The 15,724-nt window shown below is 69.8% G+C and carries 11 protein-coding genes; all 11 read right to left on the reverse strand.

Going from position 1 to position 15,724, the window contains the following annotated elements; translation table 11 throughout:
* Positions 1-238: 238 nt before the first annotated feature.
* Positions 239-1,216: a type IV toxin-antitoxin system AbiEi family antitoxin domain-containing protein gene (locus ASPU41_RS01685; RefSeq protein WP_069949441.1), complete on the reverse strand. Its 978-nt coding sequence runs from the start codon at positions 1,214-1,216 to the stop codon at positions 239-241.
* Positions 1,217-1,367: 151 nt separating this feature from the next.
* Complete coding sequence (gene menD, locus ASPU41_RS01690; protein ID WP_069952403.1) at positions 1,368-3,059, reverse strand: 2-succinyl-5-enolpyruvyl-6-hydroxy-3-cyclohexene-1-carboxylic-acid synthase; 1,692 nt, start codon at positions 3,057-3,059, stop codon at positions 1,368-1,370.
* 134 nt (positions 3,060-3,193) lie between these two features.
* Positions 3,194-5,053, reverse strand: a complete 1,860-nt coding sequence (argS, locus tag ASPU41_RS01695; protein WP_069952404.1) for an arginine--tRNA ligase — start codon at positions 5,051-5,053, stop codon at positions 3,194-3,196.
* 230 nt (positions 5,054-5,283) lie between these two features.
* Positions 5,284-7,641 (reverse strand): heavy metal translocating P-type ATPase, encoded by a 2,358-nt coding sequence (locus tag ASPU41_RS01700; protein WP_069949442.1) that lies wholly within the window; start codon positions 7,639-7,641, stop codon positions 5,284-5,286.
* A 377-nt stretch (positions 7,642-8,018) separates the two neighbouring features.
* On the reverse strand, positions 8,019-9,773 hold the full coding sequence (locus tag ASPU41_RS01705; RefSeq protein WP_069952405.1) for a multicopper oxidase family protein: 1,755 nt from the start codon (positions 9,771-9,773) through the stop codon (positions 8,019-8,021).
* 284 nt (positions 9,774-10,057) lie between these two features.
* Positions 10,058-12,139, reverse strand: a complete 2,082-nt coding sequence (locus ASPU41_RS01710) for a PhoX family protein (RefSeq protein ID WP_069949443.1) — start codon at positions 12,137-12,139, stop codon at positions 10,058-10,060.
* 202 nt (positions 12,140-12,341) lie between these two features.
* A complete protein-coding gene (locus ASPU41_RS01715; protein ID WP_069949444.1) occupies positions 12,342-12,881 on the reverse strand; it encodes a MarR family winged helix-turn-helix transcriptional regulator in 540 nt (179 codons plus the stop codon).
* Between the two features lie 78 nt (positions 12,882-12,959).
* Positions 12,960-13,895 carry an o-succinylbenzoate synthase gene (locus tag ASPU41_RS01720; protein WP_231941436.1) on the reverse strand — a complete coding sequence of 312 codons (936 nt, stop codon included), beginning with the start codon at positions 13,893-13,895 and terminating at the stop codon, positions 12,960-12,962.
* A gap of 78 nt (positions 13,896-13,973) precedes the next feature.
* Entirely contained in the window at positions 13,974-14,144 is a 171-nt protein-coding gene (locus ASPU41_RS22945) for a hypothetical protein (protein ID WP_197515728.1), read from the reverse strand.
* Positions 14,145-14,147: 3 nt separating this feature from the next.
* A complete protein-coding gene (locus tag ASPU41_RS01725) occupies positions 14,148-14,957 on the reverse strand; it encodes a class E sortase (RefSeq protein ID WP_069949446.1) in 810 nt (269 codons plus the stop codon).
* Positions 14,958-14,969: 12 nt separating this feature from the next.
* On the reverse strand, positions 14,970-15,482 hold the full coding sequence (locus ASPU41_RS23185; RefSeq protein ID WP_231941135.1) for a DUF6993 domain-containing protein: 513 nt from the start codon (positions 15,480-15,482) through the stop codon (positions 14,970-14,972).
* Between the last annotated feature and the right edge of the window lie 242 nt (positions 15,483-15,724).

Here is a 15,724-nt window from a genome sequence, read left to right on the forward strand (position 1 = left end):
GCCGAGGCGGTCGACCTCGCCGACGCTCTGATCGAGGAAGGCGTCCGCATGGGATAGGGCCCGTAGAACTCGGAGGCGGACACGGCCCAGCTGCGCCGTGCTCACCCCGGCTTCAACGACCGGACCCTGAGCGATGCCCTTGGCTGGGGCCGATTCTTCGGCCGCTGAGGCACTCCGCGCACGGCCAGCCGTACGCCGCGGCGAGCATCCCGATTTCCGCGCCGGTTTCAGACAGCCGCTACGCGGATCCGCGTGGCGGCTGTCCGTTTCCGTAGCGGATTCCTGGTTGCCGCCGCGGGACGCCTTTCGCATCGAGGAAAGTCGCGAATCTCTCCAGGCTCGCGAGTTCCGACCAGGTCCACCGGATCACCCGTCGCCCGGTGGCCCGGATCCGATCCTCACGGCTCTTCTCCTCGATCACCACATCGGAGGGCGTCCGCCCCTTCAGATAGGCCGCTTCCCCGTATTTCACCAGACCGTCGAATTCGCCGGACAGGCCATCCTCCGGCCACTCAAAGTCCGTGAAGCCGACGAGTCCCCGGGCATCCCGAATCTCGTGCTGGAGCACGGGCGCCTTGAATCCAAGCCGGTGCATCATCGCCCGGCTCACCGACTCCCCCGGAGAGCCCGACGCCGGGTCGCCGAACATCAGGGCGGTGACGATCCTGCGGGCTGCGGCGGCCGTGTAAATGCCGGTGATGCCAGCTTCAAGCAACTCAACGTTCAGCGCCGACGGCCCATTCCGTGCGGGCCGCAATACATGGTCGACGGCTGTCACGGCCTGCTCAAAGGATCCGAATGCGGCCAGGTCCAGCACCGTCCGGCCCCGGGCCGTGACCAGCAAGCCCTGGCGTTCCTCAATCTGGAGGGATTGCGGATCGACGAAATGCCGCCGCACCCCCGCCCTTGAGCGGCCCCCGCCGGCGTCGGAAGTGCACGCGTGAACAGGGTGCCGCGTTCCGAGCACAGGGATATCCGAAAGGGCCGCGGCTGACTGGCGGCAGAAAACGGTCCGGCTCCGGAGGGTGGATGCCGCGGCATGGATCAGCAGCGGGTACCGCTCCCAGGGCGGCAGGGCATCCCACGCCTGGGCCCGGACATACACACCCTGGCGGAGGCGTCTGAGTTCCCCGGCTTCGGCTTGCCGGGAAAGCACACGAGAGTCGCGGCCGAGACGCGCCAGGTCGCTGCTGAGAATCAGGGCGGGCAGGTCCATGCACCGATACTGGCCCGGGCCGCGGAGTCACAACAACAGCCCCGGACCCGGATGTGGAAAACCCTGGCAGGGCATCCGCGCCGGTTTCGGACAGGCGCGCCCCGGATCCGCGCCGCCCTCGTCCGAAACCGCAGCGGAAACGCCAAAGGGCCTACTCCGCGGCGAGCACCCCGGCCACCGCGGCGCCGACTGCGGCCCGGATGCGTGCGTGCAGTTCCCGCAACCCGCGGCGGTCCGTGTGCACCTCGATGATGCTGCGGCCCTCCCACGGCTCCGCCAGGGCAGCGGCGAGCTCCGCCGTCGTGCTGACCGAGCGGTGCGCGACGCCGTAGGCCGCCGCGAGGGACGCAAGGTTCACGTTGTGCGGGGTGCCGAAGAGGCGTTCGACGGCGGTTCCGTAGCGGCCCGCGGCGTCGACGGCGCCGTGTTCCAGCAGCCCGAAGATGGCCCCGCCGGCGTCGTTGAGGACCACGATCCGCAGGGTGGGCTCCGCTTCCCCGGCGCCGAGCAGCAGGCCGCCGGCGTCGTGCAGGAAGGTGACGTCGCCCAGCAGTACCGTGGTTTCCTGCCGGCCGCCCAGGGCAATGCCGGTGGCCGTGGCAAGGGTCCCGTCGATTCCGGAGAGGCCGCGGTTGGCGAAAATCGTGGCGCCCGGCTCCGCGGCGGGCGCACCGGCCAGGTCGACGTCGCGGATCCCGTTGGAGGAACCGAGCACCAGCTGTCCGCGCGAGTGCTCCCAGACGAGGGCGCCCACGGCCGGGCCGGTGGCGGCGGGGACAGCGGCCAGGGCCAGGTCGACGGCGTGCTGCGCGGCGGCGCCGGCCAGCAGCCAGGCATCCAGCCAGGCCGTGGAGCCGCGGCCCGCGAAGTCGGCGAGGTCGGCCAGGTTGTCGAGCGGGAGTTCGGTGCGGCGGCCCGGCTCGTACCAGGCCACGGGAACCGGCTGGTAGAGGGCGGAGGGGACGTCGGCGCGGGCCAGCAGGGCGCTCACGGGCCGGGAGAGGGTGGGCCGGCCGAAGAGCACCACACGTTCGATCGGCTGCGCGGACTCCGGGCCGAACGCGTCGAGGACAATCCGGTACGCTCCCACCGCGTTGGGCCCGAACCGCGCGTTGGAGGACGGCTCGGCAAGCAGCGGCAGGCCGTGGGCGCGGGCGAAGGCCTCGGCGACCGGTCCGGCGTCGTGCCCGGCCAGCACCACGGTGCGCCGTTCCGGCAGGCTCTCGGAGGCCGGCGGGAAATCGAGGGCCAGCGGGCCGCGGGGCGCGCGGTACACCCGGCGGCCGGACTCGGGCGGGAGCCGGTCGCCGGGGGCGGGAACGAGCGGGTCGCGGAAGGCCAGGTTGAGCTGCACGGGCCCGGGCGGGGTGTCCTCGAAGGCTCCGGTGGCGGCGCTGAGCGCGGTTTCGACGGCGCGCCGCGGGTCGCTGCCGGCGGGCACATCGGCGGCGAACCGGACGTGCTCGCCGAACAGGTCCAGCTGCATGGTGGTCTGGTTGGCGCCGGTCCCCCGGAGTTCCACGGGACGGTCGGCCGAGATCACCACCAGCGGGACGGCGGCGTGGTTGGCCTCCATCACGGCCGGCAGGAGATTGCCGACGGCGGTCCCGGAGGTGGTGAGGACGGCCGCGGGCGCGCCCGTGACCAGGGCCAGGCCCAGGGCGGTGAAGCCGGCGTCGCGCTCATCGACCCGGACCAGCAGCTCGACCCGGCCCATGGCGTCGGCCTCGGCCAGGGCGTAGGCCATCGGGGCGGAGCGCGAGCCGGGCGCCACCACCACGTAGCGGACCCCTTCCAGCAGCAGTGCGGCGACGGCGATCCGCGCGGCATCGAGCGCGGTCAGCTCCCCGCCGTCCGCGGCATCAGAGCCCGGGGCGGCCGGGTCCGCGGCATCAGAGCCCGGGGCCTGCGGGGGGAGGTCTTCCGCGCCGGGGCGGTCAGCGTCGGAGCCGTCGGCGGCCGTGCCTCGCGGGGAGCTCACATGCTCTCCGGCGTCTCGATGCCGAGCAGGTCCAGCCCCTCGGACAGCCGGCGCAGGACCAGCGCGCACAGGGCCAGCCGCGACTCCCTGACCGAATCCTCGGACTTCAGCACGGGGCACTGGTCGTAGAAGGACGTGAAGAGCTGGGCGAGTTCGAACAGGTAGGTGCACAGCCGGTGCGGCTCCAGCACCTCGCGCACCTTGTGCAGCGTGGCGCCGTACTCGAGCAGGTGCAGGGCCAGGGCGCGTTCGGCGGGTTCGACGACGGCGATCCGCGTCGCCGGCGTGCCGCCGTCGCTGTCGGTCCCGGCTGCGGTAACCGCAGCGGAGGTTCCGGCGGCGTCAGTGCCCGCGGCGGGAGTTCCGGCGTCGCCCGCGAAGGCGGCCCCCGCGGCCTCGCTCCCGGCAACCTCAATCGCGGTGTGGCGCTCCAGCACGCCGGCCTTGCGCAGGATTGAGCGGATCCGGGCGGCGGCGTACTGCACGTAGGGTCCGGTGTTGCCGCTCAGGGCCAGCATCCGGTCGAAGTCGAAGACGTATTCGGTGTCGTGCCCCACGGAGAGGTCGGCGTACTTGACCGCACCGATGCCCACCTGCCGGGCGGTCACCGCGCGCTCGTCATCGGTGAGCTCGGGCCGGCTGGCGTCGATGACGGCGCGGGCGCGGTCCACGGCCTCCTCGAGCAGCGCCATCAGCTTGACCGGGGCGCCGGAGCGGGACTTTAGGATCTTCCCGTCCTCCCCCAGCACGTTGCCGATCTGCACGTGCACGGCCTCCACCGTGTCCGGCAGCCAGCCGGCTTCGCGGGCCGTGGCCATGACCATGCGCAGGTGCATGTTCTGCGGCGCGCCCACGACGTACAGGACGCGGTTGGCCTCCAGCTCGCGCACCCGGTACCGGATGGTGGCGAGGTCGGTGGTGCCGTAGCCGTAGCCGCCGTCGGACTTGCGGATGATCAGCGGCATGGGCAGGCCGTCGCGGCCGGTGAAGCCGGCCGGGAAGGTGCACAGGGCGCCGTCGCTGATCCGGGCGATGCCGCCCTCCTCGAGCTCCTGGCACAGCTGTGCAAGATGCGCGTCGTAGGAGCTTTCGCCGGCGATGTGGTCGTCGGTCAGGCTGATGCCGAGCATGGAGTAGATGGCGTTGAAGTAGCGCTTGGACTGGGCCACGAGCCGCTGCCAGACGGCGAAGGTTTCCTCGTCGCCGCCCTGCAGCGCCACCACGCGGAGGCGGGCGCGGGACGCGAAGCCGTCCTCATCCGTGGCGGAGGCGTCGAACTTGGCGCGGGCGGCCTGGTAGAAGGCGCTGGGGTCATCGACCAGCAGCGCCGCTTCCGGGGAGTCCTCGCCGATCTCCAGCCAGTGCTCGATCAGCATGCCGAACGGGGTGCCCCAGTCGCCGATGTGGTTCTGCCGGATCACGGTGTCGCCGAGGGCCTCGAAGACCTTCACGAGGCTGTCGCCCACCACCGTGGTGCGCAGGTGGCCGACGTGCATTTCCTTCGCGACGTTCGGGGAGGAATAGTCGACGACGACGCGCTGGGCTTCCGCTTCCGGCACGGCCGGGGTGCCGGGAGCCTCGGCGTTGAGCAGCTCTTCGATCCAGGTCCCGTCGAAGGTGAGGTTGATGAAGCCGGGTCCGGAGATCTCGACCGCGGTGCAGATCCCGTCCAGGTCAAGGTCTTCGACGATCCTGGCGGCGGCGTCGCGCGGTGCCATGCCGACCTTCTTGGCCAGTGCCATGGCGGCGTTGATCTGGATGTCCGCAAACTGCGAGGGCCGGACCACGGGGTCGGTCCCGCGGTACTCTTCGCCGAACGCGCTGGCAATTGCTGCCTGGACTCTGGGGACAACCATTTCGGCCGGATTATTCACACTGTTCAAATTATCAGTTCCGCTCCTCCCCCGACGCTCCCTCAGCTCTGGTGGCGGATCGGCCAACGCTCCCGCACGTCTGGCGGTCAAACAGCCAACGCTCCCGCAGATCTGGCCGCTAAAGAGCAAACGCTCCCGCACGTCCCGCCGTCGAACGGCAATGCCCCCACATCGTCCCAGCCGCGGGGCAGGGAGCCCCGCGGCCCGTGCGGTCAGATCTTCGTGGCCCGCAGGCGCAGCGCGTTGCTGATCACACTGACGGAGGACAGCGCCATCGCGGCGGCGGCGACAATGGGCGAGAGCAGCAGGCCGAAGGCGGGGTAGAGAATGCCTGCGGCGAGCGGGATCCCGGCCGCGTTGTAGATGAACGCGAACACGAGGTTCTGCCGGATGTTGGCCATGGTGGCTTCTGAGAGCTTCCTGGCCCTCACGATTCCGGTCAGGTCCCCCTTCAGCAGCGTGATCCCAGCGCTTTCGATCGCCACATCAGTCCCGGAACCCATGGCGATGCCGACGTCGGCCGCGGCCAGGGCGGGGGCGTCGTTGACGCCGTCGCCGGCCATGGCCACAATCCGGCCTTCGGCGCGCAGCCGCTCCACGACGGCGCTCTTGTGATCGGGCAGCACCTCCGCCTCGACCTCGGTGATCCCCAGCCGCCGGGCGACCGCTTCGGCGGTGGTGCGGTTGTCGCCGGTGAGCATGACGACGCGGACGCCTTCCTGCCGCAGGGCTGCCAGCGCGGCGGGTGTGCTTTCCTTGATCGGGTCCGCGATGGCGAGCACAGCGGCCGGCAGTCCGTCGATGGCCGCGAAGATGGCGGTCGCACCGTCGGCCCGCAGCTCTTCGGCACGCGCGTCGAGGGCATCGGTCCGCACGCCTTCGGAGGCCAGGAACTTCGCACTACCCAGCAGCACGCGCCGTCCCTCAACTGTTCCGGAGACACCCTTGCCCAGCGGCGACTCGAAGCCCTCGACCGGGGGAATCGTGATCCCGGCGCGCTGGGCGGCTTCGATGATGGCCACGCCGAGGGGGTGCTCGGAGGCCTGCTCGACGGCGGCGGTCAGGCGCAGCACGTCCTGTTCCGCGAAGCCGTCGGCCGTGACGATCCCGGTGACGGAGGGACGTCCCTCCGTCAGGGTTCCGGTCTTGTCGACGACGAGCGTGTCGACCTTTTCCATCCGTTCGAGGGCTTCGGCGTTCTTGATCAGCACGCCCAGTCCCGCACCGCGCCCGACGCCGACCATGATCGACATCGGTGTGGCCAGGCCGAGGGCACACGGGCAGGCGATGATCAGCACGGACACGGCCACGATCAGGCCGTGGGCCATCCGGGGTTCGGGTCCGACCACTGCCCAGATGATGAAGGAAGCCACGGCGATGAGGACGACGATGGGAACGAACCAGGACGCGACCTTGTCGGCCAGTCCCTGGATCGGGGCCCGGGACCGCTGGGCGGCGGCGACCATGGCCACGATGCGGGCCAGCATGGAGTCGCTGCCCAGCTTCTGGGCGCTGATCACCAGCGCCCCGGTCTGGTTCAGCGTGCCGCCGACGACGTGGTCCCCGGCGTGTTTGGTCACGGGCATCGATTCGCCGGTGACGAGGGATTCATCGAGCGTGGAGCGCCCGTCCACGACCTCGCCGTCGACCGGGACCTTCTCCCCGGGCCGGACGCGGACCCGGTCGCCGACCTGCAGCTGGCCGAGCGGGACTTCCTGCTCGACGTCGTCGGTCCCGATCCGCCGCGCGGTCTTGGGCGTCAGGTCCAGCAGCGCCTTGATGGCGCCGGAGGTCTGCTCCCGGGCGCGCAGCTCGAGCACCTGACCGAGCAGGACCAGGACCACAATGACCGCGGCGGCCTCGAAGTAGACATCGACGCTGCCGCCCATGCCCCGGAATGCGTCGGGAAAGGCTGAGGGCACGAAGATGGCGGCCACGCTGTAGAGCCAGGCGACGCCGGTGCCGATCGCGATCAGCGTGAACATGTTCAGCTGCATGGTCCGGAACGAGGCCCAGCCGCGGACGAAGAAGGGCCAGCCGGCCCACAGGACGACGGGGGTGGCCAGGAAGAACTGGATCCAGGCGGAGAGCCACGGCGGCACAACGTGGTGCAGCGCCGGGAAGAGGTGCCCGCCCATCTCCAGGATGAGGACCGGGATGGTCAGGGCCAGGCCGATCCAGAACCGCCGGCTCATGTAGGCCAGTTCGGGGTTGGGTCCGCTGCCGGCAGTGACGACCACCGGCTCCAGGGCCATCCCGCAGATCGGGCAGGAACCGGGGCCAGCCTGCCGGATTTCAGGGTGCATCGGGCAGGTGTACTCGAGCCCGGCGTCCTCCGCCGGCGCGACGACGGCGGGTGCGACGGCGTCTGACTCACCTGCGCCGGGCAGATACGAGCCCGGATCCGCCACGAACTTGCCCAGGCACCCGGCCGAACAGAAGTAGTACTGCCGTCCCTGGTGTTCGGTGTGGTGTTCGGTGGTTTGCGGGTCGACGGTCATCCCGCAGACGGGGTCCTTGACCTGCTCGGCCGTTGTGGCCCCGTGGTGGTGGTGTGCATGCTCGGTCATGATAACGCGGGTCTCCTCAACACGGATGGCGGGTTTTCCGTGGAGTCCGGAAGCGTCAGGTCACTCGAGATGGCGCTCCGCTGAACCGCGGAGGAAGACCTTCAGCGCGTTCGGGCCTGCCCTGGGACGGCGGCCGTGACGACTCTTTCCGGTAATCCCGAAACTATACCCCTAGGGGGTATCAGTCAAGTCCGGGGGACTTGTGCGGTCATACCCCACAGCGGACGCTCCCTCACGTCCGGCCCCCGAACAGCGAAACATGAAGGAGCACCGCGCCCAAGAAGCAACGCGGGGTCAGATATCGCCGGTCCGGGGCCCCAACATGGGCCGGATCTGACCCCGCGTTGCTTCGTGTGAAGTACGGGCAGGCGTGGTGTCTAGGCGATGACGTAGCGCGCCATCATGTCGTTGTCCTCGTGCTCGAGGATATGGCAGTGCCACACGTAGGGCCCGGTGAACGAGGTCTGGAAAGCGGTCACGGAGCCGCCCGCGTTCGCGCCGAAGGGTACAACGATTCGGGTGACCTCCCCCGGCATGGCGATGACGGCGTCCTTCCACCCCCGTTCGTTGGCGGGCGGCACCTGCGGAACCCCTCGCAGGAACGCGGCAACGGCTGGTGGCGGGAAGGAGCCGCCGTCGGGCGCCAACGGCTGCGGCCCGTAATTGGCGGCCAGGTAGCCCGCAGAGTCGAACTTCTGCCTATTGAGCACCTGGAACTGGGTGAAGTGCAGGTGGATCGGGTGAGCGTCCACGGTGGTGTTGACCAGGTCCCACTGTTCCAGGGCGTTTGTGCCGACGGTTGTGGCCGCGCCCGGGGCCTCAAAGGTCCTGTTGTTCAGCAAAGCCATGAGCGGGGAACCCAACGTGTTGAGGTTTTCGACCATCGTCATGGTTCGGACGGCTGCCACCGGCCGGGCCGCGGCGGCCAGCGGCGTGATGGGCACGGCCCGCAGCGTTGCAGGCAGCGGTTCTGTCCACCCGGGTGCACTTGTCACCGAGAACTGCATGATCTGAGGCAGGGGCGAACCGCCTCGCCTGACTGCGCGCGCACCCCCGGGGAACGGCACACGGGCGTCGTTAGTGAGAACGACCTTGGCGCCCGGTGTCAGCCCGGCGAAGTCGATCACGATGTCGGCCCGTTCACCGGGGCCGAGCAACAGCGTTCTCAGGGGAACGGGAGCGTTGAGCAGGCCACCATCCGAGCCGATCTGGAAGAACGTGTTGGCCTGACCGGCCGACTTGAGCTTGAGATTGTAGAAACGGGCATTCGACCCGTTGTAGACGCGGAACCGGTACTTGCCCCGGGCGACGTCGAGGTTCGGCCACGCCTTGCCGTTGACCGTTGCCACGTCGCCAAAGAATTCGGGTGCCCACGGCCGGCTGGCTGTCCCGGGATTCTCGTTCGGCGGGTAGAGGAAGGTGCCGTCGCCGTTGAACATGCGGTCCTGGATGATCAGTGGCTCCTCGAACGGGGCCGGGGGCAGGCCGGTGGTGCCATCGCCGGGATCGTCACCGTTGCGAACCAGATAGCCGCCGGCAAGTCCCGCGTACACGTTTAGCCGGGTGATCCCCAGGGCATGATCGTGATACCAGAGACCGGAAGCCTCCTGCGAGTTCTCGTAGCGGTAGGTCTTGGACGCGCCAGCCGCGAACGTGTCGGTTGGGTCGCCGTCGTTTCCCGGGCTGGTGTTCCCGCCGTGCAGGTGGACGGAGGCCCGTGGTCCGGTGGCGTCGGCCGCGACGGCGCCGGCCAGTTCGTAGTCGATGGCGGAAGCCAGCGGGTGTGCGCCGAGACTATTTACCATTGTCAGGTCGAAGGGAACACCCTGCTTCGCCACGATGACGGAGCCGAGGTAGTTCTGCGAGACGGTACCGCCCCGGTAGGCAAACGTCGGTGTCGCGGTCATCGCACTGTGGAATTGATGGGTTGCGTTGACCATCTCGATGGTTGCGCTGCCACCGCCCGTGGCATCGATGACGCCCAGTTGCGCCAGCGTTGGCAGTTGCTCGGTGAAGGGCGTGACACCCGGCAGAACGGCCGCAGCGGCTGTCGAGGTGATGGCCGGCGCCAGAAACACACCGACGCCCGCCGCAGCGCTGGCCTCAAACAGGGTCCTCCTTGTGATCTCCACGTCAAACACTCCCCCACGCAGTCCAATTGCCCGAATAAGCGCAGAATACGGACATAACCCTTTGACGGCAGGAGTGGCGTGCACGCGTGTTTGGACAGAACCCGTACTTGGTCCGCCGTCGGAAGCACCTGCCGTCACGTGGGTTCGAGCGACCAGACGCCCCCTCACGTCCCGCGGTCGGACTGCGGAACGTGAGGGGGCGTCGGCTTGAAACCCGCCAAAGCTGCGGGAGCGTCGCCCCGGAACGCGCCAAAAGTGAGGGAGCGCCCGGTGGAGGGGTGGGGTCAGGCGTCGGTGCGGAAGACCTGGACCACCGAGGGGCGCGGAGCGCGGGCCTGGCCCCGGGCCGGCGTCGTACCGGACGGAACGTAGTCCGGGAAGAAGGACAGCTGCGCGTCGAAGGTGCCGTCCTCGCCCGGGTGCTGCACGGAGACGAACACGGTGCGTTCCTCGTCGTGGATGATGGGCCCGCAGGTTTCACCGTCGCGCGGGACGGCGAGGAACTGCTCCACGCGGCCGCGCTCGGCGCCGTCCAGGGTGACCTTGAACAGCCCGTCGGCCTTGCCGATGCCGGAGGGTGCGCCGTCGGTGGAGATCCAGAGGTTGCCGACCGAGTCGAACGCGAGGTTGTCCGGGCAGGAGATCGGCGAGACCTGGTCCACCGGGAAGCCGGAGAAGTACGTCACGTCCCCGGAGGCGGGATCGCCGCAGACCATCAGCAGGTTCCAGGTGAACGCCGTGGAGGTCTGGTCGCCGGTCTCGGTGATTTCCACGATGTGGCCGTCGCGGTTGGCTTTGCGGGGGTTGACCTCGGTGGCGCCTTCCTTGCCGATCTTGCCGCGATCCGAGTTGTTGGTGCAGGCGACGTAGACCTTGCCCGTGTGCAGGCTGGGCTCAACGTCCTCGCAGCGGTCCATCTTGGTGGGGCCGACCTTGTCCGCAGCCAGGCGGGTGTACACCAGCACCTCCTCGACGGACATCCCGGGCACGGCCGACTTCCCGCCGACCACCAGGGGCAGCCATTCGCCGGTGCCGTCGAAGCCGCCGTCGGCCGGGACTGCACCGGTGCCGGTGATCTCGAAGGCCGGTGAACTGCCGGTGAAGCGGGCCACGTAGAGGTCGCCGGCGGAGAGCAGGGTCATGTTGTGCTTGCGGTCGCCCTCGCGGTACTTCTCCTTCGAGACGAACTTGTAGAGGTAGTCGAAGCGCTCGTCGTCGCCCGAGTAGGCCACCACATGGCCGGACTCGGCCACGATCACGTTGGCGCCCTCGTGCTTGAAGCGGCCCAGTGAGGAGTGTTTCTTCGGGGTCGACGTCGGATCGAAGGGGTCGACCTCCACGATCCAGCCGAAGCGGTTGGCCTCGTTGGCGAAGTCGGGATTGCGGGTGTCGAAGCGCGGGTCATCGAGTTCCCAGCCGCGGGCCGTGGGCTTGCTGGTGAGGCCGTAGCGTTTGTCCTCGGCCGAGAGGCCGGGCGCGGCGAAGTACCCGTTGAAGTTTTCCTCGCCGGAGAGGATGGTGCCCCAGGGGGTGGTGCCGCCGGCGCAGTTGCCGAGCGTGCCGAGGATGGTGCGGCCGGAAGGGTCCGCCGCCGTGCGGACCAGCGCCGAGCCGGCCGCCGGACCGGTGAGCTCGTAGGCGGTGTCGTTGAGGTAGCGGCGGTTCAGCTTGGCGCCCTTGACGTAGGACCACGGTGCGTTCTTGTTCTGGCGCTCGAGCTCGACGACGGAGAGCCCGTGCGCGGCGGCGCCGATCTCCCGGACGTCGGCGGCGGGCATCGAGGCCGGGAACATGATGGTCTCGTTGGTGTATTCGTGGTTGGCGAAGAGCACCGCGCGGCGGCCCTTGCTGCCGGGGATCTCGAGGATGTCCGTGTAGTCGTTGTTGTAGCCGAACTGCCGGGCCTGGGCGGCGGCGCTCTGGTTGCCGAGGTCGAAGTCCGGGGCATCGTTGAACATCGGGTCACCCCAGCGGATCACGGGCTGCCAGGTGAAGCCTGCCGGGACGGTGACGGCGTCGACGGCGGCATCCACCGGGGCGATGGCCGTGAACTGCAGCTTGGAGGCGCCGTAGCCATTCTTGGCTGCCGCGGACAGTCCGGGACCGCCGGCCGCTGCGGACTCCGCTGAGGCCAGGGATCCGCCGAACGCGACGGCGAGCGCACCGGCGGCGCCGAAGCCGAGGGCGGCGCGGCGGGACATCGTGGCGGAGGCGATGTCGCGGAAGTAGCTGTTGGAGCTGGTGTTGCAGACCTCGCCGGTGCAGGCGTTGTCGCACTTGAGCGCGCAGGTGACGGCGCTTCGCTTGCCTTTGGTATGGCCGAGCATCGGGAGCAGGGAGAACTTGCGTCCGGAGGAGACAGACATGGAGAGACCTTCCACGGGGTGGTTTGGGGGCCTCCCCACCGTTCCAGCCGCGGACGACGCGGAGTCGACTCTCACGTGAAGTCCGGATGAACTCCCGGGGCGCCAAACGTGAGGGAGCGTCGGTCCGGAAGCCGCCAAACGTGCGGGAGCGTCCTCCCGGAACCCGCCAAACGTGCGGGAGCGTCCGGGGGGAAGTGGGCGTTTAGCTGTCCGTGTCTTCCGGGGCGCTGGGTTCCGGGGCGCTGGCGGCGGCCATCAGCCGCTGGCCGATGCCCTCGAGGAATTCGGCGATGTCCACGATGCTCTCAGCGGAGGAACCCTGGAGCAGGGCCGCGGCGGCTGCGGCGAAATGGTCGTTGGCCCACTGCATCGCGTCGGTGCCTTCCGGGCTCAGGTGCAGCAGCACGCTGCGCCGGTCCGTGGGGTTGGGCTTGCGCACCATAAAGCCCTTGGATTCCAGCCGGTCCACCATCGCGGTGATCGACCCGGTGGTGATGTTCAGCGCCTTGCCCAGGTCCCTGGGGGTGAGGCCGTCCACCTCGCCCACGAAGGCCATCGCGTTGATGTCGATCGTGCCGATCCCCAGCTTCTCGGCCAGGCGGATGCGCAGCGCATAGGTGCCCGTGTCCACCCGCCGCAGGCCCTGCACGATCCGGAGCAGCCCGTCTTTCCGGGTCACCCCAGGGTCCTCCGCAGGCTGGGCCTGGGCCAGCTCGTCAACTTGCCGGGGTACCGAGGTCATCACGAATCGTCCGCTCCAAAGCTATTTTCGTCGGCCACTTCGCCGCATCCGCGTCCACTTTACTATCAACCACGCACGTCAGCGGCCCGCAGCCAGCACCGCGTGGACCCGGCGCAGCCGCTCCAGCCACCAGTCGCGGCGCTCCGGTGAGGCCGCATATTCGGCCAGCAGCTCCGGATCCGCGGCCACCTCGCGGACCCGGATGGCGCCGTCGTCGGGGACCAGGGAGTCCCGCGTAACATCGGCGGCGAGCAGGGACACGGTGCCCAGCCCGCAGGCATACGGCAGCTCGGGCAGCGCGGCGGCGAGCGCCAGTCCGGCGCGGATCCCCACCGAGGTGTCCAACGCGGAGCTGACGACGGCGGGGAGCCCGGCCTGCGCCACGATGTCCAGGGCGCGCCTCACTCCCCCGAGCGGTGCCACCTTCACAACGATCAGGTCCGCGGCGCCGGCGCGGGCCACCTTGAGCGGGTCGTCCTCCTTGCGCACGCTTTCGTCCGCGGCGATCAGCACCGGTGTCCCGGCGGCGCGCAGCCGGCGGCGGACCTCGGCGAGGCCGGCGATGTCCGGCACCGGCTGTTCGGCGTATTCGAGCCCGACGGCGGCGAGCCGGGTCAGTGCCGCGACGGCGGTAGGGACGTCCCAGCCGCCGTTCGCGTCCACCCGGATCGCGGCGTCCGGCAGCGCCGCACGGACCGCGGCGACGCGGGCGGCGTCGTCCTCGAGGCTCTGCCCGGGCTCGGCCACCTTGATCTTGACCGCGTCCACCCTGCCGAAGCGGGCCAGGATCTCCGGGACCCGGTCCGCGGCGATGGCGGGGATGGTGGCGTTCACCGGAATCAGCGAACGCAGCGGCTCCGGGAAGCCCTGCCAGCCGGCCTCGATGGCGGCGGCGAGCCAGCGGGAGGCTTCCGGGTCGCCGTACTCCGGGAAGGGGCAGAATTCCCCCCAGCCCAGCGGGCCTTCCAGCAGCAGGGCCTCGCGCTGGAGGATGCCGCGGAACTTCACCCGCATCGGCAGGCTCACCACGTGCGCGCCGGCGAGGAGTTCCTCCAGCGCCGGGAGCTGCGCCGGCTGGCTCGACGGCACCGGTCAGCCCACCATCGGGAAGCCGACGGTTGCGTCGGTCAGGTTGGTGACGTCGGCCAGCCAGGGGAACACGACCTCGACCAGCACAAACAGCACCCCCGCCAGGATCAGCGCCGAGAGAAGGATCCTGAGCCAGAGCGGCCCGGGAAGCTGACGAAAAAGCCATACGTACACGGTCTATCCCTTTCCCTGCAGCGCGGCGAGCTGCTTCGCGATGGGCTCCGGGGCCCCGGCGCTGAGCGGCTGCCAGGAATCGAACGCCGAGTAGGCGATGATGCGTTCCTCGGACCCAAAGCGGGGATTGCAGCTGGTCATGGTCAGGAGCCGCTGCTCCGGCACGGCGCCGGGCTGGGCCGGGACCGGCGCGATCACGTCGGTCCGGTCCGGCAGGACGATCTCCTGGTTCCGGAAGACGTAGGTGTAGAACCCGTCGGCGGTCTGGACGTAGATTTTGTCGCCGGGCACGAGGGTGTGGATGTTGTCCAGGACCGCGCCGTGCGTCTGGCGGTGGCCTGCGACCACAAAGTTCCCCACGGCTCCGGGCATCGCCGTGTCCGCGTAACGGCCCAGGCCCAGGGTGTCGATGACATCGCTGCTGGTGCCCTCGATGATCGGCCGGCTGTAGTTCTCGCCGAAGCGGGGGATGTAGACGACGCCGATCGCCTCGCCGTGGGCGGGTGCGGTGCCGACCGGCACGGCCGCAGGGTCCGCGGGATTACCCGTACCCGTGGCGGACGGGTCGTTCGTGCCGGGCGCCTGGTGCTCCTGGACGAACTGCTTCACGGCAGCCCCCTGGGCCGCGTCCGCCTCGACGTTTGTCCACCACAGCTGCCAGGCGACGAAGAGGACGGCAATCATGCCGAGGGTGATCAGCAGTTCGCCGATAACCTGGACGGCCATCAGCGAGCGCCCCCGGCGGGTGGGGTTTCGACGGGCGGGGCGGGTTTCCTGCGCAGTCCCGGCGCGGCGGTTCAGTACCTTCGACATGCCACTCCTTGTCTACCGCTGGACGCTGCCGACGAAGCATCGCCCGTTCGGAAGAACCGGCAGGACCGACGTTGCCACAGTTCCGGCCCGGAGCTGCGCCATCACACATTCGTTGTCGCCCAGGATCCCGACCTCGACGGCGTCGGCGGCCAGTCCGGTGGGGGTGCGCGACGCCGAGACCTCCACCGCCGCCGGGGCGAACCCCGCAGCGGTAAGGCTTTCGCGGACCTGCGCCGTGCTGGGCTGCGGCGAGGACGCCAGCAGGGCCTGCAGGGCTGCGGTTACGGATTGTGAGAAGGCGGACGGAGCGGCGGCACCGGACGGCGAGACGGCGGGAGTTGCCTGGCCATCCGGTGCCGGCGTGACGCTAGCCGCGCCTGCCGAACCGGCGGAACTGGAAGACACCGTCGGGGCAGGCGTCGAACACGCGGCCATCCCGATTATCACAGGGAAGACCAGGGCAGCCAGCCCCACGTGCCGGCGGCCGCTTGAGCTGCGGAGCGGGGCGGGGGCGGGAGAAGTCACCGAAACATCCTCGCATATCGGGTCTGGCGCTCGGCTCCTGTGACATGCCCGCGCTATTCACCCACCCGGGCTCCGGAGGACTGGGCATGTCCCGCCCGCGGCCTGCCGAACGTTGCGGACATGCCCCGTCAGCGCGCCCAGGAGTAGACATGCTGGGATTATGTCCGCTGCTGGGCGCAGGGGCGGGGCATGTCCGGCGCGGGGGTGCCGGTGACGCGCCCGCCCGCTCCGCTCACGCGGCC

Source organism: Arthrobacter sp. U41, assembly GCF_001750145.1.
In the GTDB taxonomy this organism is placed as follows: Bacteria; Actinomycetota; Actinomycetes; order Actinomycetales; family Micrococcaceae; genus Arthrobacter.